Below are 22654 nucleotides of genomic sequence, written 5' to 3'. Positions count from 1 at the left end.
AGTGTAAACGAATGAAAAAGAAAACTTTAGTTAGCTTAATGTTGGTTACTTTTATCTTTGTATTATCTGTATCAGCTCTGGCAGATGACACTTTAACAATCTGGCATGTTTATACAACTGATAGTGATGGCAAGCAAATCGTCGATCAGGCAGTTAAGGCAACTCAAGAAAAGTTTCCTAATCTCAAAATTGTTAGTTCACCAATGGAAGATGGAGCCTACAAAACAAAAGTTCAGGTAGCTATTAATTCAGATGAACTACCAGATGTTTTTATGTCCTGGGGTGGAGGTTCACTTAAAAAGTATGTTGATGCCGACATGGCACTAAATCTGAACTCCTGGTTGGATGAAAACCCGGATGTAGCTGATGGATTTGTAAGCAGCACCGTCTTTGACCCAGCAACCTTTAATGGTAATGTATATGGGGTTCCTGGGCATGGGATTGAACTTTTTGCAACCTATTATAATACTGAGATCTTTAAAAAGTATGATTTAGAAGTTCCTGAAACATATGAGGATCTTAAAGAAGTAATTAAGGTTTTACGTGAAAATGATATAATTCCATTTGCTCTGGCAAATCAAGAAGCATGGCCAGCATCTTTCTACTACATGTATCTGGTAGACAGAATTGGTGGTTATGATGCTTTCCAGAGTGTTTTAAATAGAACTGGGGGTCATTTTACTGATCAACCATTTGTTAAAGCAGCAGAAAAAATTCAGGAATTAGTTGATTTAGGTGCATTCCCGAATGGATTTAATGGTCTAAAACATGGTAATGCTCAAGATTATATGCTATATTATTCAGGTAAAGCTGCAATAACAATTCAGACACCAAGCTTTATTCCTAATATGAAAAATGAAGCACCATCTGTTTACGAAGCAACAGATATCTTTACTTTCCCAGCAGTTAAAGGTGGCGAAGGTAATCCAAATAATGCTTTAGGTTCTCCAGGTGGTTCATGGTTTACAGTTAATAAAAATACAGAAAATAAAGAAGCTGCTTTGGAATTCTTAAGAAATCTTTCAACTGAAAAGGCTGGAATGGCTCTTAAAGAGGCTGGACTTGTTCCGGTTCAAAAAGGAGTAGAAGTTGAGGGCAGGATTCCTGTAAAAATGAAAGAATTATTTATGGCAGCACCACATATTCAAACAGCTTATGATCAAACTTTACCTCCTAAATTAGGTTCTTTCCATAAAGAAAGTCTGCAGGGAGTATTAGACGGTTCACTTACTCCAGAAAAAATGACAAAAGAATGGGAAGATTTAGCTAAAGAAGTATATGGTGAAGAATAACTAATATAATATTCCCTCCTTCTTAATAAATAAGGGGGAGGGAATATTTTTTATTGCGGAAGGAGTAGAGATATATGGATTCAAATGATTTTGGATTAACAGAATTTTTTAGTGAAAAAACCCAGAAAAAATTACGATTTGTTTTATTAGGACTTATCCCTGCCTATATATTCTATTTATTATATTTAATTGTTCCGATACCACTTTCATTTTATTATTCTCTTTTTAGCTGGAGTGGTATAAAGGATTTAGTTTTTGTTGGTCTGGAGAACTGGCAGCTGGTATTACAGGATGAAATATTCTGGAAAGCTCTAAGTAATAATTTTTTGCTGGTAATTTTATCACTTTTAATTCAGATTCCTATTGGCCTATTATTAGGAGTCTTTATATCTAAAAAGATTAAAGGCTATAAAATTTTTAGAGTTATTTTCTTTTTACCGTATATTATGTCAGCGGTGGCAGTAGGTATTCTTTTTTCGTATATCTACGATCCCAATTTTGGTCTTTTAAATAATCTCTTACAGATGATTGGTTTAGGTTCTCTGCAGTCTGCCTGGTTGGGGAACAGAAGTCTTGCCATATTTTCTGTTATTGGAGCAATCAGCTGGCGTTTTACACCATTTTATATGATTCTTTTTTCAGCGGCTCTGGTAAGTATTCCTCAAAGTATTTATGAAGCAGCTAGAATTGATGGAGCCAGAGGCTGGCAGAGATTTTTTAGTATAACTTTACCAATGATAAAACCTACAATAATAAATGCCTGCATTTTATCTTTAACTGGTTCCTTAAAGGCATTTGGACTTGCTTTTACCATGACAGGTGGAGGACCCAACCATGCGTCAGAGCTTATGGCAACTTATATGTACAAAACAGCATTTACCGATATGGAAATGGGTTATGGAAGTACAATTGGGATTTATTTATTTTTAATTGCTTTTAGCATCTCAATGACAGTATTATTTTTTAGTAAAAGAAAGAAATAGTCTAATCTGGAGCAATCCAGGATTTTTATTTGACGATTTATAGATATGGAGGTAATACCATGAAAAAAAGCAGTATAGTATATTATATAATAGCAACAATATTTAGCATAATTTTTGGTTATCCTTTCATTTTTATGGTTAGTACAAGTCTGAAAGGTAATATGGAGTTTCTGCAGGAATCAATCTGGTCACTTCCTGATACTTATAAGTTTATTAATTATCTAGATGTTTTGAATTCCGGATTTTATCAATATTTTTATAATAGTATTTTTGTTACTCTTATCTCACTGGTAGTACTTGTTTTTATAAGCACTCTTGCCAGCTATATAATTACGAGAATAGATTTTAGAATGAATAAATTTGTTCTGGCAACTTTTGTCGCTGGAATGATGATACCTATACATTCAACTTTAATACCTGTTTATAAAATAAGCAGATTTTTAAATTTAAATAATAAGTTAATTGGTCTGGCAGGACCCTATATTGCTTTTATGCTGCCGGTTTCAATTTTTATTCTATCAGGTTTTATGGAAAGTATCCCCAAAGAAATTGAAGAATCTGCTTTTATGGATGGTGCCAGTTATTTTCAAATTTATACTAAAATTATTTTACCCCTCTCTAAGCCAGCAATAAGCACAATTTTAATTTATAATTTTGTTCAGATTTGGAATAGGTTTGTCTATGGACTAATACTGATATCTTCTCCAGAAAAATGGATCCTAACTCTTGGTTTATGGAGGTTTCAGGGAGAACACGGATTTAATGTACCCTATGTAATGACAGCCTTAACTTTGGCTTCAATTCCACTAATTATTTTGTTTATTTTGTTACAGGAAAAGGTAGTTCAGGGAATGACTGCTGGAGCGCTGAAAGCCTAGTTTAAGGATAATTAAATAATACACTTTGCAAAAAGAGGATTTGTCTTTAGAGGCAGATCCTCTTTCAATTTTAGCTAAAATATTCAATTTATAGTTAAATATAAAAATAGGGGTGTTCAGAAGTGGAGTTTTTATGCTATAATCAATAATGTAATTAATTTTAAATTTATAAATAAATATTCTTAGAATTGGGGGCGATAATGATTAACAATTATGATGTACTGGGCAGCTTAAATAATTTACAGCACTGGATGCTGCTTAATCACAAAAGTCATAAATTGATTTATTTAATTGGGCTTTTATTTTTAGCAGCTTTTATAGTTAAGACAATAACAGATAAGTTTAGAATTCCCAGTGTAGTTGGTTATATTCTTTTAGGGACACTTTTTAGTCAGAGTGTGGTTGGTAATCTAAGTTTTATATCTAAGGAATTTTTGGCCTGGCATAATTATCTGCTAAACACACTAAATTTTATTACAGTTTTAGCAGTTTCGTTTATCTCATTTGGAATTGGAACCTCTCTTTACATAAAAATATTAAAACAGCTGGAGTTTGAATTAACTTTGATAGTTATTTTCGAATCCATAGGTGCTTTTGTTTTAGTATCAGGAATAATGCTTTTATTAGGTAAAGATCTTTTTGTGGCTATTCTGTTTGGGACGATTGCTACTGCAACAGCTCCAGCGGCCACAGTAATGGTTTTAAAAGAATATGGAATACCGGGAGAGTTTTCCGCAACTTTAATGGTTGTACTTGCACTGGATGAATTTCTTGCTTTATTGATTTTTTCTTTTATGGAACCTCTGTCCTATATCCTGGCTTCTCCAGAAATAGAACTAACAATCACTAATATTCTAATTGAACCTTTTGTTAGAGTTGTAGCGGCAATCTTGCTCGGTTTGATACTAGGTTATATTTCTCAGCATTTGATGGTTAATTGTGATTCAGAAAACAGAAAAATTTTATTAATTCTGGCAACGATAATTGGTACCACGGCCGCTGCTGTTTTCTTGCGTATTTCACCCCTGTTTGCTAATTTAACGGTAGGCTTTGTTTATAGGAATATCCCCAAAAGAAGGTTAAATGTTTCTGATAAGATTGATATACTAACTGTGCCGCTGCTGGCAACTTTCTTTATTCTGGCTGGAACCAAAATTGATATTAGTAATTTATTTAATAAGAGCTTTTTGCTAATTGCCTTTGCTTATACTTTTATGAGAGTAATTGGAAAAGTTGGAGGAGCTCATCTGGGTGCAAAGCTCTCGTCAGCCCCCAGGCATGTAGAAGACTATATAGGGTTTGGTTTGATCCCTCAGATTGGGATCACAATTGATTTAGCCTTTATAATTCAGAAAGATTTTATCCATATACCAGGTAATGTTGCCAATATTTCAATGTTAATCTTAAATGTTATTTTATTTACCTCCATTTTCACTGAAATTTTTGGTTCGCTGGCAACAGAATATGCATTAATTAAATCTGATGAAATGAAAACTAAAATGGGTTGGAGCTTTCTGGAGGGAGAATAATCTTGCTAAGTATTACAGTAGGTTTTATAATTTTAATAACTTTAATAATCTTAAAAGTAAGTATAGTAGTTGCTGCTCCAATATCATCAGCAGTAATTTTATTCTTAAATAATTTAAATATCTTAGAAATCTTAAATAATCAGTATTTACCAGGTTTTGCTTCTTTTGTTCAGGATTACCTTTTTATATTTCTGTTGAGTGCTCTGCTGGGCAAGATTATGGAAGAATCTGACGATGCAACAGCAATCGGAGAATTTGTGCTGGATGTCCTGTCACATCGCTATGCTGCAGTTGGTATCTTTTTTGCCAGTGTACTTTTATCGATCGGGGGTATTTCGGCATTTGTGCTGATCTTTACTATTTATCCGATTGCCAGAAAGGTTTTTGAAGAAGCAGGATTACCCAAATCATTGATAATTGCTTCGATTGCAGGTGGAAATGTTATTGTGGGTCTATCTTTGCCGGGAAGTCCCCAGGTTCATAATTTAATTATGATGGATTATTTAAACACATCTGCTCTGGCAGGTTTTGGTTTGGGTCTGGCTGGAATTTCAGCTGGTTCTGCAGCTGCAATTGCATATTTAAGATATAGAAGTAGATCGATGTTATCTGAGAGCAGTAAACTGAATGACAGGATTTTAAAAAAACCTGATTTAAACAAACTTGTCAATTTTTTAACAGCAATGCTGCCGCTTTTAGTAGTATTTATTTTTCTGGCGGCACTTTCCAAACCACCAGTAGTTGCATTATTATTGGGGGTTGTGCTTTCGATAATAAAAAACATCAAAAAAATTGATCTTTTAGAAATTTTAAATGACAGTATCTCAAATGCAATCTTGCCATTGATGTTTGCTGCATCTGCGATGGGATTTGGTCAGGTTATTTCATCTCTGCCTGTTTTTAAAGATTTTTTACAGACTCTGCTTAATTTACCATTGAACCCCTATTTACTGACGGGAATTATAACTAATATTGCTGCAGGTCTTTTAGGCAGCGCCTCTGGTGGAATGCTTTTAACTCTCAGCACAGTTGGCGAAAATATTGTAACGATGGTGGATCCAGAGAAGTTACACAGAATTATAATAATTGCCTCAACAGGTCTGGATACTTTACCTCACAACAGTGCTTATCTGGCTATGCTGGCATATACCGGACTCAAATTTAGAGACACGTATTTTGATTATTTTATGGTGACCGTTTTAGCACCTTTAATTTCTTTTGCAGTGGCTTTTTTATATATAGTTAGTTTTTAGCAGGAATCATCTCAGAAGGGGGAGCTAAATTGTCATTAATTAAGATTATAGTGATTTTATTAGCGGGAATCTCAGCTGGTTTTATTAATACGATGGCCGGTGGGGGTTCTCTAATTACACTACCCTTATTAATTTTTTTGGGCCTCCCGGCTGCTGTGGCTAATGGGACAAATCGATTGGCTCTCCTGGTTGAAAATCTTACAGCAGTCACTAATTTTAAAGTTAAGGGATATTTTGATTATCAATTTGGTTTGCTCCTTGCACTTCCCGCAGTAATTGGTTCTTTAATTGGGGCTCAGATAGCTGTCTCTATTTCTGAGCAGCTATTTAATCAGCTGTTAGCGGTAATAATGTTTTTTATGTTAATTTTAATACTCTGGAATCCAGCTAAAAAGATGAAAAGTAGTGAGAAAATTTTTAGCAGGAAAAGAAAGCTTATTTCCGCCCTGGTATTTTTTTTAATTGGAATTTATGGAGGTTTTATGCAGGCCGGAGTGGGAATAATTATTATTGCTGCCCTCTCACTCCTAACCAATTTTTCTTTAGTCAAAATTAACAGCCTTAAAGTGTTTGTTGTTGCTATGTATATTTTTACTTCTCTCAGTATTTTTATTTTTAATAGCAAAGTAGACTGGATAATAGCTATTTTGTTGGCTTTAGGTAATGGGACAGGTAGCTGGTTAGCCAGTACCCTGGCAGTGGAAAAAGGAGAAAAACTGGTTAAATTAATTTTAACGATTACAGTGTTTTTGATGGCAGGATATTTATTTTACAGAAGTTTTTAGTGTTTTTTAGCAGTTAAATTTTGTTAGATAATAAAAGTTTTAATATTTTTTGAGAATAAAAATGGGGAGTGAGAAAAATGAAATCAATTCGCAAGTATCTTTATTTTAACACTGATGATAGAGTTGAGCTGATAAATATCACTCGACAGGTTCAGGAGATTCTAAAAGAGAGCGGGATTCAGGAAGGATTGTGTCTGGTTAATGCAATGCATATCACGGCCAGTGTATTTATTAATGATGATGAAAGTGGACTCCATCAGGATTATAAGGAGTGGCTGGAAGAACTGGCACCGCATGAGCCAATTTCGCAGTATGCTCATAATGGCTTTGAAGAAAACGCTGATGCTCATTTAAAGAGGCAGATTATGGGGCGAGAAGTTGTTGTGGCAGTGACAGAGGGTAAACTTGATTTTGGTCCCTGGGAGCAGATTTTCTACGGAGAATTTGACGGACGGCGAGAGAAAAGAGTTTTAGTTAAAATAATTGGGGAATAAATTGCGCTGTTTTAAAGGAGAGATAGGTACTGTAATTTTAACCTCCAAAAAAATAGAACGGAATGATTATAATGAATAAAGAAAAAATAAAAAAAGATATTATAAAAGATATAGAGCTGCCAGAGGAAAAAGCAGAAAAGAAGACATTATTTATTTTCTTTGGTCTTCCTGGCAGTGGTAAATCGACTCTGGCAGAAAAATTATATCAAAGAACTAGAAAAGAGAGCATTTATCTTGCAGCAGATAAAATTTCTCTGGACTACAGACTTGATCAGTCTGAGAATTATAACTGGACTTTTGAAATTTTTGATGAACTGATAAATTATTATTTGAATAAAGGTTATTCTGTAATTGCAGATACAAATGCAGACAAATATCAGATTAGAAAGAATTATGGTCAAATTGCTTCTGATCAGGCAGCAGAATTAAGAGTATATTATTTGAAAAGTAGCCTGACAGAGTTAAAAAATAGACAGCAGCAGAGAGATGAACTTTCTCAATCAGAGCTGAGAGAATCTAATTTATACAGTCATAGTAAAGAAGAGTTAGAAAACTACCTTGAGGAACTTGAAATACCTGCTGAGTCAGAAAGAGTATATTTAATTGATGGTAATTTTGATTTAGCTGAACAATTAGATAGCTGGGAGCAGATAGATGAGGAAGGGATGTTTAACTATCTAGCTGATATCAGACTGAGTTTGACTCAGGAAGCTAATCCTGAAAAAGCAGAAGGGATGGCCAGCTATATGCGGGATCAATTCCCCTTTTATGGTCTGCAGGCTGCTGAAAGAAGAAAAACTTTGAGGAAATATATGCGTAGAGAAAATAAGCCGGGATATCAAAAGCTGGAGCCTGTTATCAAAAAACTCTGGCAGCTGCCGGGAAGAGAGTTTCAATACTTTGCTCAGGAGTTAATTTTAAAATACCAAAAAGATTATACTGAGGATATAATAAATCTTTTTGAATACATGATTCTCAATAAATCCTGGTGGGATACTGTAGATCATATTGCCAAAAAGCTTGTTGGCGAATATTTTAAACTATTTCCTCCAAAAAAAGATGAAAAAATATCTGAATGGGTAAAAAGCGAAAATATCTGGCTGCAGCGAACGGCCTTATTGTTTCAGCTTGGCTATAAAGAAGAAACAGATGCTCAGCTTCTATTTGATGTAATTGAAGAGCTGAAAGAGATAGATGAATTTTTTATCCAAAAAGCGATTGGTTGGGCTTTAAGAGAATATTCTAAAATAGAACCAATTGCTATAGTTAAATTTGCAAATACACACCAGCTTTCAACACTTGCAGAAAGAGAAGCTCTTAAGGTAGTAAAAAGAAATAAATAACCTTTAATTAGTGAATCACCTTTTGATTTAAATTATCATATAATTCCTGATCCCGTTTTTGGCACTCCTCTCTTTATTCCAGCTGGTAAGAGCAAATTGAGTCGGGTATTTTAAGTTTAAAACTGGTAATATTTATTTTACTTATGGTATAATTAAATTAAGGAAAACTTTAAGAAGGGAGGGGTAAGTTACTGTTTAAAATATATAATTTTCTCCAAATAAAACATTCTTAATATTCTGGTAACTTAAAGAAAATGAAAGATTCTAAATTTGATTTCATTATTGTTGGTTCGGGTGCTGGTGGATCTACCCTGGCCTGGGAGTTAAGCAAAAGAGGAAAAAGAGTGCTTGTTTTAGAAAGAGGCGCAGATATAACAAGAGTTGGTACTTTTCGTGATATTTTAAATTTTTATGATTGTAATAGATATACCAGAACTCCAAAAAAATCAAATGAAGGAGTAATTATTTACAGAACTTTTATGGGTGGTGGTACAACCTTCGTTGCTACCGGGAATATAGTCAGAAGTTATGAAAAAGAATTTGAGAAAATGGGGATTAATCTCAGTCAAGAATTTGAAGAGGCTGAAAATGAACTCAAGGTAAAACTTTCGACTGAAAAAATTCAGGCTTCAGGATCTAGAGCAATTTATGAAGCAGCATTAAGTCTGGGATATGAGATTGAAGCAATGCCAAAAGCTATTGATCAAAATAAGTGTATTAAATGCGGCCTCTGTATTTATGGCTGTAAACAGGGAGCTAAGTGGACTGCAAAAGAATATCTGGATAAAGCTCTCAAACAGGGAGCGGTAATTAAATATGATAGTAATGTCGAAGAAGTTCTTATCAATCAGAAAAGAGCTTATGGAGTTCGAGGAATAGCCGTTAAAGAAAAATTTGAATATGAGGCGGATAATATTATTCTGGCAGCAGGTGGTCTAGGTACACCAGTTATACTGCAAAATTCTAAGTTGGAAAATGACGCTATTGGTAAAAATCTTTTTATAGATACTTTTGTTAATGTATATGGAATAACAGATGGACTGAATCAGATTTCTGAACCACCTATGGAGTTTGTCGATCTTGAGTTTCATCAAGAAAAAGGATTTATATTGTCAACCTTTATTAACAGACAGAAGATGATAAGATTTATTGAAGCGGGTTTAAAGGGAATGAGGTTAAAAGAAAAGAATTTAATTGGTATTATGGTTAAAATTTCTGATACACCTGGAGGAATTGTTAATCAGGATGGATCTGTATCAAAGAAAGTGACGGGCGATGATAAAATCAAATTGGAACAGGGAATAAAAAAAGCAGAAGAAATTTTGATAAAAGCAGGAGCAGATGAGAATAGTATTTTAGTTACTAATCCTCAGGGAGCTCATCCAGGAGGTACTGCAGCAATAGGAAGCGTTATAGATACTAAATTAGAGACAGAAGTTAATAATTTATTTATTTGTGATGCAAGTGTTTTTCCAACTTCACCAGGTATGCCGCCAATTTTAACAATTGTGGCACTGGCAAAAAAACTGGCTAAAGAGGCTGCTTAAAGTTGAAGGAGATCATTTGATAAGGTACAGCAGCTGAAAAATTTTATTCAAAAATGCTTGAAAAACGAGAAAAATAGTGTTACAATTAAAAAAACTCAATTAAAGTAAAGAGAGTGTTACTGTTAAATCAGGCATAATCTAGAGGGGAATATAAGTTTCTTAACCATTTGCTTTTATTTAAGGGAAGGACTTTATATTTTTTTCTAGATTTTTCTTTTTGTTGCTGAAGAATTTAGCTTTTACTTCCAGGAGGAATCAGATGTCAGCTGTTAAAGAAAAGTATAAAGTCAAAAAGATATTTAATAACAATGTGATTCTAGCTGAAAAAGGTGATGAAAAGCAGGAATTGATTCTGATTGCTAGTGGTATTGGTTTTTCGACCAGCAAAGGTGATCTTTTTACAAAAAATGATTATCAGATCAAACAGGAATTTGTTCCACTTGCTGGTGACAAACGCAGCAACTATTTTCAATTACTGGAAGAGGTAGACAGTCAGATTATTCAAGCTACAGAAGAGATTATTACAATGGTCAACGAAGAGCTTGATGACGATATAAATCAATATATCCGGATTGGACTTACTGATCATGTTGCGTTTACTCTAAAAAGGATTAAAGAGGGTCTGGAGATTATAAATCCATTTTTAATGGAAACTAGAACTTTATATAAAAAGGAGTTTCAGCTTGCTCGAAGGGCTGTAAAAATTTTAGAGAGACATTTTGAGATTTCAATTCCAGAAGGTGAGATTGGTTTTATTGCCTTTCACATTCATGGAGCGATTAATAACAGTGAAGTTTCAAAAACAGTTAAAAACACTTCAATAATTAAGCAGCTGGTGGCAAAAGTGGAAGAGGAGTTGGGCGAAAAACTTGAATATGACAGTTTAAATTATGCCAGACTGGTCAATCATCTGCGATTTGCTCTGGAGAGAATTGAGAGCAGAGAAAATAACACTAATCCACTTTTAGAAAATATCAAAAAAGATTTTAAAGAAAGCTATCAGCTGGCAAATAAACTGGCAGAGATTATTGAATCCAGGTTCGATTATCAGGTGCCTGAAGATGAGAAGGGTTATCTTGCTCTGCATTTACACAGATTAAATAGAGAATTTAATTAAATAAATTTGTATTTAAAAGATTTGACTAAAATATGTTAATTTAAATTAAATATTCACTGAGGCATGTTACTGTTCAATCAGGCAAGAGCCGAAGAGAAATTATTATTCCTTATTTACATGGGGAGTAGTAGATTCTCTTCGGCTTTTCTATTGCTTTTAGAATTTCGAAAAATAAAATTGCAGTTTTAACTGTAATTATTATATAGATCAATGGAGAGGAAATTCTCTAAAATATTCTCTGTAATAGTCTTATTTAACAATTAGTTTAACAAAAAACAGGAGGGTTTTAAAAATGAAAAAGATTTTTTCTAACTTACAGAAAATAGGTAAATCTCTGATGTTGCCGATAGCTGTACTGCCTGCAGCAGCACTACTGCTCAGACTTGGTGCGGGAGATGTTTTTGATATTCCCTTTGTAATGGCGGCTGGTTCTGCAATTTTTGATAATCTGGCATTGCTATTTGGAATTGGTGTTGCTGTGGGGATTGCCTACGATAGTTCTGGGGCTGCTGGACTTGCAGGTGCAGTAAGTTATTTTGTAATCACTAATGGAACTCAGGCAATTAATTCGGATATTAATATGGGAGTTCTGGCCGGAATTATTGGTGGTTTACTGGCTGGTTATTTATATAATCGCTATCATAATATTGAATTACCTGATTTTTTAGGCTTTTTTGGTGGTAAGCGTTTTGTTCCAATTATAACTGGTGCTGCAAGTGTTCTGCTGGCAGGATTATTTGGTTATATCTGGCCTCCAATTCAGAATGTTATTCAGCTTACTGGCGAATGGATTATTAATGCTGGTCCAATTGGAGTTTTTGTATATGGAGTTTTAAATAGATTATTAATACCTGTTGGTCTGCATCATGTATTAAACAGTTTTATCTGGTTTGTTTTTGGTGAGTTTACTACTGCAGCAGGAGAAGTTGTTACTGGAGATCTATCAAGATTTTTTGCGGGAGATCCATCAGCCGGCTTTTTCATGTCCGGATTTTTTCCGATGATGATGTTTGGACTACCTGCAGCTGCTCTGGCAATGTATCATTCAGCTAAACCTGAAAACAAAAAGGCTGTAAGTGGTATTTTCTTAAGTGTTGGATTAACAGCATTTTTAACAGGAATTACAGAACCAATTGAATTTTCATTTATGTTTTTAGCTCCGGTATTATATGTTATTCATGCTCTTTTAACAGGATTGTCAATGGTTGTAACCTATGTTTTAGGAATTCAGCACGGTTTTGGATTTTCAGCCGGTGCAATTGACTACTTTTTAAACTATGGACTGGCTACAAAACCATTTTTAATCATTCCAATTGGAATAGCATTTTTTGTAGTTTATTATTCATTATTCCGTTTCGCTATTCAGAAATTTGATATTCCAACTCCAGGAAGGGCTGAAGGTGAAGTCAGCGGGAATGATGTGAGTGTAATGCCCGAGACACAGCAAAAAGATAGTACAGCTCAGAGCAGCAGTACTAAGGCCGTTCGCTATATTGAAGCCTTAGGTGGTGCTGAAAATTTAAAAAGTGTTGACGCCTGTATTACAAGGTTAAGACTCGAAGTTAAAGATTCCGGCAAATTGGACGAAGCTAAATTAAAGCAGCTAGGGGCTTCTGGTATTTTGAAAGCTAATAAAAATAACGCCCAGGTTGTTGTAGGAACCAAAGCAGAATTAATCGCTGAAGAAATAAAGAAAGAATTGAAATAGAACTTTAAAATTATAATTAATATAATCTGATAAGGAGAGGATTATTAAATGACGGTAGAAAAGAAACTAATAATTAACAATGAGACAGGCCTCCACGCCAGACCTGCCTCACAGTTTGTAAAAAAGGCTGGTCAATTTGAAGCGAAAGTTGAGATTTTAATGGAAGATAAAGAAGTAAATGCCAAAAGTATTATGGGAATCATGAGTTTAGGTATTGGCAAAGGTGATGAAATAACTTTAAAAGCAGATGGTAAAGATGCTGAGGCAGCAATTGAGGGTTTAACAGAGTTTATTGAAGTTGAGTTATTGGAACATTAATTTCAAAAAAATAGCTAAAGAAAAAGCTCTATCCTTTATAAAATCTGGATAGAGCTTTTTTATTTAAAACTAACCCAAAACATAAAAAACAAAATAATAAAATACTAAAACAAAAAAATAAAAGAAAACTATTGACAAAAGAATTATAATGTAATATAATTCAGACAAATAAGAAAAATATTTTTTTGACCCTTAGTTACCCGGGTAACTAGAAATAGGAGTAGATAATTATGACTGTAACCAGAAAAGATGTAGCAGAAAAAGCAGGAGTTTCAACAGCGACTGTTTCTAATGTAATAAATGGAACCAAGTATGTAAGTGAAGAATTATCACAAAAAGTTAAAAAGGCTATTAAAGAATTGAACTATAAACCTAATTTAGTTGCTCAAAGCCTGACAACAAAACAGAGTAAGCAGGTTGCTATTTTAATTGATGACATTACTAATCCCTATTTTAATGAAATAATTTTGGGTTTTGAAGAAGAGGCTAAGAAAAGAAATTATATTGTTAATATTGGAATTGGTAATAATAGTCCGGAGGAATATTATCAGGATCTTTACAGTCGGCAGATTGATGGTATCTATATGGTTGTACAGTTAAGTAATATTCCGAAGGAACAAATAAATGAAATGCTTAAGAACGGAACAGTTATGGTTAATAGTTTTCATGAAAATCCTTTTGAAATAAATAGTTCTTCTATTTGTGTTGATTATTTTGGTGGGATGAAAAAGATTTTTGAACATTTAATTGAACTTGGACATAAAAAAATAGGTTACATAGATTTTGTTGAACCAAGTGTTAAAGAAAATACTTCCCGATATGAATCATATAGATTCTATTTAAAGGAGTTTAATTTAGAATACAATGAAAATTATTTAGTATTTGGCCAGCCACCATATTTTAGTAACTATGAACAGGGATATCGAGATATGAAAAAACTTTTAGCAAGAAATACAGATATTACTGCTGTAATTGTAATTAATGATTATATGGCTGTGGGTGCTTTAGAAGCAATTAAAGATTTTGGATTAAAAGTACCAGAAGACATATCAGTTGTTAGCTTTGATAATACAATATTTTCTAAAATTTCTTCTACAAAATTAACTTCTCTCCATGTTGATAAAAAGGAACAGGGAGTAAAAGCAATGCAGTTAATAGATGAAATGGTCACCAATAATGTCGAAAATATTAAAATTGAAATGCCAACAGAATTAGTGGTAAGGGAGAGTACTGGCCGAGTTAGATGATGAGGTTGATGGAGATGTCTTTATGTGAAATAGTTACCCGCGTAACTAAAATTTTATAATAGCACTTATTTACCCGGGTAACTGAAATAAATAAAATGCTGATGGAGGTGAGTAATGATAGTTCTGCTGTTTTAATTTTAAACAAAAATTAGAGGAGGAAAATTTAAATGAAAAAAATAGTTGCTCTTAGCTTATTGATGATGTTAATATTCTCTGCTGTAGTTTTGGCTCAGGATTCTGAAGAAATTACACTTACAATGCTCTGGAGTGGTACAGCTTATGAAAATGACTTTGAAACAGAAATTTTACCAAGATTAGTTAAAGAAAAGTTTCCAAATATCACCTTAGAGTCTACTAAATTACCTGATGATCAGTATTATACTGTTTTAAAAACAAAGCTAGCTTCTGGTGAAGCAGCAGATATTATTCTTGTACAGCCTGGTATGGCTGGAGCGAATGGTGTTTTAACTCTTGCGGAATCTGGATTACTGGAACCGATAACTAACTTAAAAGCTTTAGATAACTTTGGTCCTCAGGCAAGAGATGTCTATACTTATGAAGGAGAAGTATATGGAATATCTGGTGGTTTAGGTATTCTGGGAACATATTATAATAAAGATATGTTTGCAAAATATGATTTGAAAGTGCCTTCCAACTGGCAGGAATTCTTAAATGCATGTAAGGTATTGCAGGATAACGGAGAAATACCAATAGTTATGGGGGATAAAGATAATTATGTAATGCAGTTTGGCTTATATCAGATTGGAGCTAATGGACATTATAAAGATAATCCTGACTATGATCAAGAACTTGTAAACGGAGAATCTAAATTTACAGATGATGGCACCTGGGATGATATTTTAGCTAAATATAAAACTTTATATGATAATAATTACATTACAGAATCTTCATTTGGTTTGAGTGCCCAGCAGGCTATTCAGCTTTTTGTTGATGGTAATGCAGCTATGATCTTTGATGGCAGTTTTAATGCCAGTGCTATTAGAGCTGAAGGATCAGCTAATTTTGAAAGAGGTTATTTTCCTCTTCCCGCAAATCCAGAGGGAGAAGATACTTATGCTTCAGTTTCCATATCAGGTGGACCAGCAATTACTGCTTCCTCAGAACATAAGGAGGCAGCGAAAAAAGTCTTAGAACTCTGGTTTGATGGTCAGTCAGAAATCTTTAAAGAATATATTGATACAGGTAGATTCATCTATTCTTATGGTTATGCAGCCGATAAGTCTGACCCATTGTTTAAGCCATTTATTGATTTATATCAGGAAGGTAAATCTTTCTACTGGTTTAACCAGCAGTGGCCTTCTGGTGTAAATGATCAGATGCAGGAATCATTTACTGAAGCAGTTTATGGAAGAAAAACTATTGATGAGGTTACTGAAGATATGCAGCTTAAGTTAGAAGAACTATTGATGTATCAATAAAGTTAAAATATTCATTATTTAAACTTAATTAAATACTGGTCTTTATCTTTTTATGTTTTTGATGAGGACCAGTATTTTATATTGATAATCAAACCGAAATTTCAGATTTTAAAGAAAGCGAGGAGTAATATGAAAAAAATTAAAAAGTGGTTTGATAGCAAATCATTGATATTTCCTAATAAAATGTACTGGTTTATCATTCCCGCTTTATTAATGTTTACTGTATTCTGGATATTGCCAATTTTTCAGCTGTTTCGTTATAGTTTGACTAATTATAATGGAATTACAAATAATTTTAGATTTGTGGGACTCAGCAATTATAAATTTTTATTAAGACAGGGAACAATATTAAATTCAAGTAAAAATACTTTAATTTATACAATTGTTTTAGTTTTAGGTAATAATATTCTAGCACTGGGATTGGCAATTTTATTAAATATTAAAATTAAAGCTAAAGGGCTATTTAGAACTATAGCCTATCTTCCTGCATTGTTTAGTCCGATTGTTGTAGGTTTTATCTGGTCTTATGTATATATGCCTGATTCAGGTCTTATTGCATCTTTATTAAATGCTTTTGGTTTTGGAGCAATAAATTTTAATATTCTTGGCAATTATGATTGGGCAATTTACGGAGTTGCAATAGTAGAGATTTGGAAGCGGTTTGGAACGACAATGATTATCTATCTTGCAGGATTACAGACAATTGATACTAGTTTGATTGAAGCTTCCAGAATAGATGGCTGTAATGAATGGCAAATAGTTAGATTTATTAAGCTCCCATTAATTTCTGCCTCAATTACAATTAACATTGTTTTATCAGTAATTTATGGTCTTAAAGCTTTTCACTATATTTTTGTGATGACAAATGGTGGCCCAGGAACAGCAACTAATACATTAATGTATCAGATATATAATATTGCATTTTCAGAACAGATGATGGGAAAAGCAAGTGCTCTGGCAGTTGTAGCATTTTTAGTAATAATTACAATAACAATTATTATGCTAATTTTTATGAATAAAAGGGAGGTAGAATTATAATGAATAAAAGTTTTGGTAGGAAAATAGCAATTTATGCAGTTTTAACTTTTTTTACAGCTGTGATTGCTCTGCCATTAATAATTGTATTATCAAGTTCTTTTAGAACTCCTTCAAATATGCAGTCTCATTTAAAATTATTTACAGAGATTGATCTGCAAAGTTATAGAATAGCATTTAATACAATGAATTTTCCGATGAAATTTATCAATAGTATTATTACTACTGGGGGTTCAGTTTTTGTTATAGTAGTGATTGGAACAATGGTAGCTTATCCTATATCCAGAATTAAAAATAAATTTATGCGCTGGCTTTATTATTTCTTTGTGGCAGGTCTTGTAATACCTGCTCAAATGGTAATAGTACCTGTTACTCAGATGTTTAATACTTTAAACATACCAGAAACAAGATTTACACCAATGATTATGTTTATAACCTGTAGTCTGCCCTTTAGTACATTTTTATATACAGGATTTTTAAAGAAAATTCCAGTGGAGTTAGAGGAGTCTGCCTATATTGATGGTGCAAGTTTATGGGTTCGACTTAAGGATGTAGTTTTTCCTCTTTTAAAACCAGCTCATGTTGCCGTAATTATTACTCAGGGTCTGTGGATCTGGAATGACTATTTCTTTCCCATGGTATTTTTAACAAAGTCAAAATTTTATACCTTACCCTTAGGAATGATTCAATTTTTAGGTAGTAAGGACAATCCAGCCCAGTGGAACATTTTATTTGCAGCCTGTATTTTGGTTGTTCTACCTTTAATTGTAGCTTTTTCATTAATGCAGAAGAAATTTATCAGTGGAATAACAGCCGGTTCAGTTAAAGGATAAGTAATTTGATCAGAAGGGAGGTATTATATGAATAATGGAGAAAAACAGGTTCTTGTTTTAGCAGGAGAAAAAAATATGGTGTTTTTAGATAAAGCAAAAAATCTAAAAACAGATTTTATTAAAGAGGAAACCTATCCTGAATCTATAATAGAAGTTAAAAAAAATGAAAAATATTTTCAGGGTTGGAAAATAGAAAAAAAAGAAGATATAGAAAAGCTAAATCAGAAATCTTTTGCTAAGGGGGATAGTATTATTTTAGATTTTGGAACCCATCAGGTAGGTTATCTTAATCTATCAATAAAAACAGCAGGCAGTCCGCCTGATGCTCCTTTGAGATTTAAACTAACTTTTGGAGAAATGCCCTGTGAGATAGGTGAAGATTTTGCTGATTATGATGGCTGGTTGAGTTCTTCCTGGCTGCAGGAAGAAATAAAAACTATAGATGTTTTACCAACAGAAATTACTCTACCCAGAAGATATGCATTTCGTTATCTTCAGCTTGAAGTGATTGATACTTCCTCAAAATATGAAGTTGTTTTTGACAAAATCAGCTGCACTTCAGTTACAACAGCAGATCAGAATAAAGTTAAGAAACTGCCCGAAGCTGTTTCTGAAAATTTAAAAGAAATTGATAAAGTAGCCAATCGAACTTTAAAAAATTGTATGCAGTCTGTTTTTGAAGATGGCCCCAAACGTGACCGAAGACTATGGTTGGGAGACTTACGGCTGCAGGCTCTGGCAAATTATCATACTTTTGAAAATTATGATCTGGTTAAACGATGTCTTTATTTGTTTGCAGCTTTGCCTTTAGAAAATGGAGAAGTTGCAGCCAATCTTTTTATGGAGCCAGAGCCGCAACCTGATGATACCATGCTCTATGATTATTCTCTGTTCTTTGCAGTCACATTATATGATTATTATCTTTATAGTAATGATTTAAAAACACTAGAGGAACTATGGCCTACTGCAAAAAGACAGATTGAACTTGGTTTGGAAAGATTAAATAATAATTATCTTGTTGAGGATAGTAAAAATTGGTGGGCTTTTATTGATTGGACAGAAGGTTTAAATAAGCAGGCTTCTGCCCAGGCTATTTTAATTTACAGCTTAAAAAGAGGGGTTAAAATTGCAGAAGAATTAAATGAGTTGGAACTGGCTGATTATTATAGAAAAAAAATTAAATTAACTTCTCAGGCAGCTCATAAATACTTATGGGATGAAAATAAAAAAATATTTATAAGCGGAAAAGAAAAACAAACATCCTGGGCTTCTCAGATCTGGATGGTTTTAGCTGGGATTTTGGATAAAAAGGAAAGTAATAATTTGTTAAATAGAATTATGAATTACTCAGAAGCTTTAAAAATTACAACTCCTTATATGTATCATCATTTAGTTGAAGCCTTTATAAAGAGTGATAATAAAGAAAAAGGGTTAGAAATTCTAAATTATTACTGGGGAGCAATGATAGATGATGGGGCTGATTGTTTCTGGGAGTTATATGATCCCGAAGATAAAAGTTTTTCTCCTTATGGAAGCAATCTAATCAATAGTTATTGTCATGCCTGGAGCTGTACCCCCAGTTATTTTATCAGAAAATATTATCCTGATTATGAATTTTAATATCTTTAATTTGTTATCCTTTTACTTGAAGTTAATTCTATTATGATATAATAAAAATAGTTACTATATCTAATTAATGGTATTGACTTTTTTCTGAGGTGATAAAATTGAGTGGAAAACACCTTAAATTTTATGGGCTGGGATCATTTTATTTTTCAGATGGCAGCAGAGTTTTTAATGGAGATAGTTGGGTTTCTAAAAAGGCAATGTATTTATTTATGTATTTGCTTGTAGAAAGAAAAAGAAAAGTTAGTTCTGAAGAATTAGTAGATATTTTTTGGCAGCAGTCAGTACTTGAACGTGGAAAAAAGAAACTATATGACACAATTTATTTGTTAAGAAAATCTTTGAGCAGAGATGGTTTGGATAAGGATATTGTAGAGTCGAATAATGGGTATTATACAATTAATTCAAACTATAAAGTTTGGACAGATTGGGATTGTTTTGGTCACAAAACTGATCTATTAATTAATAGAAAAGGAGACTTTTCTATTCAAGATCTAAAAAAATTGTTTGAATTATACCGAGATGATTTTTTTACAGATTTAAGTTATGCCTCCTGGACAGAAATATATCGAGAGCAGTTGAAACAAAAATATCTTAATTTAATTGAAATAATGTCCCGAAAAATGTATAATGCTCAAAAATATTTAGATGCGTTAAATTATTTAAATAAAGGAATAGATTATGATCCTTATCGGGAAAGCTTTTATTTATTAAAACTAAAAACATTTAATCAACTTGGTCGAACTGCAGAAGCAATTAATTGTTATAAGAAATGCAAAAAGATATTAGATGAGCATTTAGGCGTCGCACCGCAGAAGAAATTAAAGATTGAACTGAATCGAATAAAAGAAAGTAGAGATATTGTAGAAGAAGATATTGACACAAATATTGAAGAAAAAATTAATTTTGATTCTGGTGCTATGAAATGTGCTAATATTAATGAATTTAAAAGTATTTTTGAATTTGAATTGCGTCAGGTTCAGAGAATTGATGAGGAAGCATTTTTACTAATTACATTAGAGTTTGAAGATGGCACTTTAGCTACTGAAGATGTAAAATGTGCTTTTGATCAAATTATTTCAAAGTTTAAATCAATTATGAGACTTGGAGATTATATCTGTCCTGCTCAGAATAGAATATATCTAATTTTACATGATATGAGTCTTGACAGTAGTGGAATAATTATTAAAAGATTCAATAAATTTTTTGATAAAACTAATTTTCCTAAAAAACCAAAATTAGATATTAAGGAAATAAAATAATTAAAAAAATATAGCTGGAATTTTTTAAAAAAGTCACCTAAAAAGGTGGCTTTTTTCTATTTTCGATTAATTTTCGAGAATTGTTCTGAATCTTTTCGAATGAGAACGATTATCATTATTATTGCAAAAGGAGGTGAGTAAAAAAGAAAGGTGGTGAACAAATGAAAGTAATTAACTTATTATTAATTTTATCTTTAGTGCTGCTGATTTTGATTTTCTCAGCTTCAGTTTTTGGTCAGGAATACCAAAACAAGTCTTATTTTAATAAAGATCAATTTACAGATTATAATTTTAAAGTAAATAATGAGCTTAATTATTTTAATTATTCTAAATTAAAAAAAGATAATCAATTAGCATTAATTAAACAAAAAGGGAATTTTAATCAGGCTAAAATTTGGCAGCAAAATCAGTCTATTATTAACGAAGTTAATAAATCATTAATAATTCAGGTTGGCAATAATAATCAGGCTTTAATTAAACAGTTTACAGGATCAAATACGGCTCTAATTGCACAATATGGATATAATAATAAAGCAGAAATTGAGCAGTTCAGTAGGAATAACAATTTAAAAGTTTCGCAGTTTGGTAACAATCGGGAGATAAAAGTTAGACAAAATTAATGCTTTTATCTTAATTAAATTAAGATAAAGCTTAATTTAATAAATTGTAGTTGGAAGAACTAAAATAATAAAGGAGGTATTAGAAATGAGAAGATTATTTGTTCTTATCATGGCAGTTGTTTTGGTGGTTGGAATGTCAGCAATGGTTGCAGCAAATGGTGATTATGGTAATGACTATCCTGGTAATGGTAATGAAGGACCAGGACATGGTGGCCCCGGTCATGGAGATTATGGTCGTGGAGACTTTGCAATGATTACTCAGCTTGGCTCTTCTAATAATGCTTCAATTTATCAGAAGGGGAACGGCTGGTATCATGAACATGGTGGAGACAATGTTGGACTCATCTTTCAGAAGGGATGGGGAAATAATGCCAGTTTAACTCAAGTAGGATCTGATAACTTTGCTGTAGTAAAATCTTTCGGATATGGCAATGTAGTTAACCAAAATCAAAGAGGTAAAGATTTAGTGGCTACCGTTTTTCAGCATGGATCTTCTAATAGAGCCACTCAACTACAGAGAGGAAAATATAATGTTAGTTTAATTGAACAGGCTGGTTTTGCTAATACTGCCCGAACAGATCAGAGAGGCAAAAAAGATATGGCAATTATAAACCAGATGGGTTCTGGTAATAACGCATCAATTACTCAACTATAAATTGTTCTCCACAATATACTACAGCACAGTAGAAGTTAAGCTGTGTATTTAGTAGTAAGGCAGTCTGAGGTAATGAATATAATTTACTTCGGACTGTCTTTTTTAAAATCAAGTTTTAAGGAGTGAAAAATATGAATATAAAAAGAAGTTTTTTTATAGCTATATTTTTAATTTTGATAATGACCTCAATTCTACCAGCAACAGTTTTAGCTCAACAGAAAAACGATGATAGAAAATTAGAAGAAAGAATAAAATTAATTAAAGCTTCCCAGCATCTGGAACAGAAAAAGGAAAAAGAGGCAGTCTCAGCGGTCAGCCTTTTTATGACAACTTATCATTCTGGAGATAAAGAACTTAATCTGGGGGCTAAATTTGAGAGTGAATTATTTAAAAATAAAAGCCAATCAATGATTTCAGTTGCTTATGTTATAGAAGGTATTTATTTAGCAGGAGAAGATACAAATCTGGCAGGATTTTTATCCCTCAGGGCTGCTTTGAAAGAAAAATTATTTAATCCCTATATTGGAGCAGGAGCAGAAATAATGGGAAAAGCTGATTATCAGGCTTTTGTTGGTCTAAATTTAACAGATAATTTCTTTGTGGAGACAAAATTTATAAATGATAAAAATGATTCTGACAATAAGGGAGATTTTTATTCGGCTGTTGGTTTTAAAATGAGTTTTTAGAAGG

At 32.7% G+C, this 22654-nt stretch carries 21 protein-coding genes; all 21 read left to right on the top strand.

The features are described 5' to 3' along the window. Nucleotides 1-11 precede the first annotated feature (11 nt). Nucleotides 12-1292, top strand: coding sequence for an extracellular solute-binding protein (locus tag BW929_RS08525; RefSeq protein ID WP_076544967.1), 1281 nt, complete (start codon nucleotides 12-14; stop codon nucleotides 1290-1292). Between the two features lie 74 nt (nucleotides 1293-1366). Next, nucleotides 1367-2275: a carbohydrate ABC transporter permease gene (locus tag BW929_RS08520; protein ID WP_076544965.1), complete on the top strand. Its 909-nt coding sequence runs from the start codon at nucleotides 1367-1369 to the stop codon at nucleotides 2273-2275. Nucleotides 2276-2334: 59 nt separating this feature from the next. Continuing rightward, on the top strand, nucleotides 2335-3153 hold the full coding sequence (locus tag BW929_RS08515) for a carbohydrate ABC transporter permease (protein WP_076544964.1): 819 nt from the start codon (nucleotides 2335-2337) through the stop codon (nucleotides 3151-3153). Nucleotides 3154-3353: 200 nt separating this feature from the next. Next, the gene (locus BW929_RS08510; protein WP_234978083.1) at nucleotides 3354-4682 is read left to right on the top strand and encodes a cation:proton antiporter; all 1329 of its coding nucleotides are present in this window, start codon (nucleotides 3354-3356) and stop codon (nucleotides 4680-4682) included. A gap of 2 nt (nucleotides 4683-4684) precedes the next feature. Continuing rightward, the gene (locus BW929_RS08505) at nucleotides 4685-5935 is read left to right on the top strand and encodes a GntP family permease (RefSeq protein ID WP_076544962.1); all 1251 of its coding nucleotides are present in this window, start codon (nucleotides 4685-4687) and stop codon (nucleotides 5933-5935) included. A 29-nt stretch (nucleotides 5936-5964) separates the two neighbouring features. Continuing rightward, the gene (locus BW929_RS08500; RefSeq protein WP_076544961.1) at nucleotides 5965-6720 is read left to right on the top strand and encodes a sulfite exporter TauE/SafE family protein; all 756 of its coding nucleotides are present in this window, start codon (nucleotides 5965-5967) and stop codon (nucleotides 6718-6720) included. Nucleotides 6721-6797: 77 nt separating this feature from the next. Continuing rightward, nucleotides 6798-7214 carry a secondary thiamine-phosphate synthase enzyme YjbQ gene (locus BW929_RS08495; RefSeq protein ID WP_076544959.1) on the top strand — a complete coding sequence of 139 codons (417 nt, stop codon included), beginning with the start codon at nucleotides 6798-6800 and terminating at the stop codon, nucleotides 7212-7214. A 71-nt stretch (nucleotides 7215-7285) separates the two neighbouring features. Next, on the top strand, nucleotides 7286-8557 hold the full coding sequence (locus tag BW929_RS15075) for a DNA alkylation repair protein (RefSeq protein WP_159437156.1): 1272 nt from the start codon (nucleotides 7286-7288) through the stop codon (nucleotides 8555-8557). Nucleotides 8558-8811: 254 nt separating this feature from the next. Then, nucleotides 8812-10104 (top strand): GMC family oxidoreductase N-terminal domain-containing protein, encoded by a 1293-nt coding sequence (locus BW929_RS08480; RefSeq protein WP_076544957.1) that lies wholly within the window; start codon nucleotides 8812-8814, stop codon nucleotides 10102-10104. 259 nt (nucleotides 10105-10363) lie between these two features. Further along, nucleotides 10364-11221, top strand: coding sequence for a PRD domain-containing protein (locus BW929_RS08475; protein ID WP_076544956.1), 858 nt, complete (start codon nucleotides 10364-10366; stop codon nucleotides 11219-11221). 292 nt (nucleotides 11222-11513) lie between these two features. After that, nucleotides 11514-12929: an N-acetylglucosamine-specific PTS transporter subunit IIBC gene (gene nagE / locus BW929_RS08470; protein WP_076544954.1), complete on the top strand. Its 1416-nt coding sequence runs from the start codon at nucleotides 11514-11516 to the stop codon at nucleotides 12927-12929. Nucleotides 12930-12977: 48 nt separating this feature from the next. Then, nucleotides 12978-13247, top strand: a complete 270-nt coding sequence (locus tag BW929_RS08465) for an HPr family phosphocarrier protein (protein WP_076544953.1) — start codon at nucleotides 12978-12980, stop codon at nucleotides 13245-13247. Between the two features lie 230 nt (nucleotides 13248-13477). Further along, nucleotides 13478-14494: a LacI family DNA-binding transcriptional regulator gene (locus BW929_RS08460; RefSeq protein ID WP_076544952.1), complete on the top strand. Its 1017-nt coding sequence runs from the start codon at nucleotides 13478-13480 to the stop codon at nucleotides 14492-14494. A gap of 167 nt (nucleotides 14495-14661) precedes the next feature. Next, on the top strand, nucleotides 14662-15933 hold the full coding sequence (locus tag BW929_RS08455) for an ABC transporter substrate-binding protein (protein WP_076544951.1): 1272 nt from the start codon (nucleotides 14662-14664) through the stop codon (nucleotides 15931-15933). A gap of 129 nt (nucleotides 15934-16062) precedes the next feature. After that, nucleotides 16063-16971, top strand: coding sequence for a carbohydrate ABC transporter permease (locus BW929_RS08450; protein ID WP_076544950.1), 909 nt, complete (start codon nucleotides 16063-16065; stop codon nucleotides 16969-16971). Continuing rightward, nucleotides 16971-17801, top strand: a complete 831-nt coding sequence (locus tag BW929_RS08445) for a carbohydrate ABC transporter permease (RefSeq protein WP_076544949.1) — start codon at nucleotides 16971-16973, stop codon at nucleotides 17799-17801. Before BW929_RS08450 ends, BW929_RS08445 begins: the two co-directional genes overlap by 1 nt. A 27-nt stretch (nucleotides 17802-17828) precedes the next feature. Continuing rightward, nucleotides 17829-19421, top strand: a complete 1593-nt coding sequence (locus BW929_RS08440; RefSeq protein WP_076544947.1) for an alpha-L-rhamnosidase-related protein — start codon at nucleotides 17829-17831, stop codon at nucleotides 19419-19421. Between the two features lie 107 nt (nucleotides 19422-19528). Continuing rightward, nucleotides 19529-20689, top strand: a complete 1161-nt coding sequence (locus BW929_RS08435; RefSeq protein ID WP_076544946.1) for an AfsR/SARP family transcriptional regulator — start codon at nucleotides 19529-19531, stop codon at nucleotides 20687-20689. A 161-nt stretch (nucleotides 20690-20850) separates the two neighbouring features. Further along, nucleotides 20851-21309 (top strand): hypothetical protein, encoded by a 459-nt coding sequence (locus tag BW929_RS08430; RefSeq protein WP_076544944.1) that lies wholly within the window; start codon nucleotides 20851-20853, stop codon nucleotides 21307-21309. An 85-nt stretch (nucleotides 21310-21394) separates the two neighbouring features. After that, complete coding sequence (locus BW929_RS08425) at nucleotides 21395-21964, top strand: hypothetical protein (protein WP_076544943.1); 570 nt, start codon at nucleotides 21395-21397, stop codon at nucleotides 21962-21964. Between the two features lie 131 nt (nucleotides 21965-22095). After that, complete coding sequence (locus BW929_RS08420; protein WP_076544941.1) at nucleotides 22096-22650, top strand: hypothetical protein; 555 nt, start codon at nucleotides 22096-22098, stop codon at nucleotides 22648-22650. Nucleotides 22651-22654: the final 4 nt, after the last annotated feature.

This window comes from Halanaerobium kushneri (assembly GCF_900156285.1).
In the GTDB taxonomy this organism is placed as follows: Bacteria; Bacillota; Halanaerobiia; order Halanaerobiales; family Halanaerobiaceae; genus Halanaerobium; species Halanaerobium kushneri.
The sequence above is the reverse complement of the archived record's forward strand: the minus strand, read 5'-3'. Positions and strand labels throughout refer to the sequence as shown.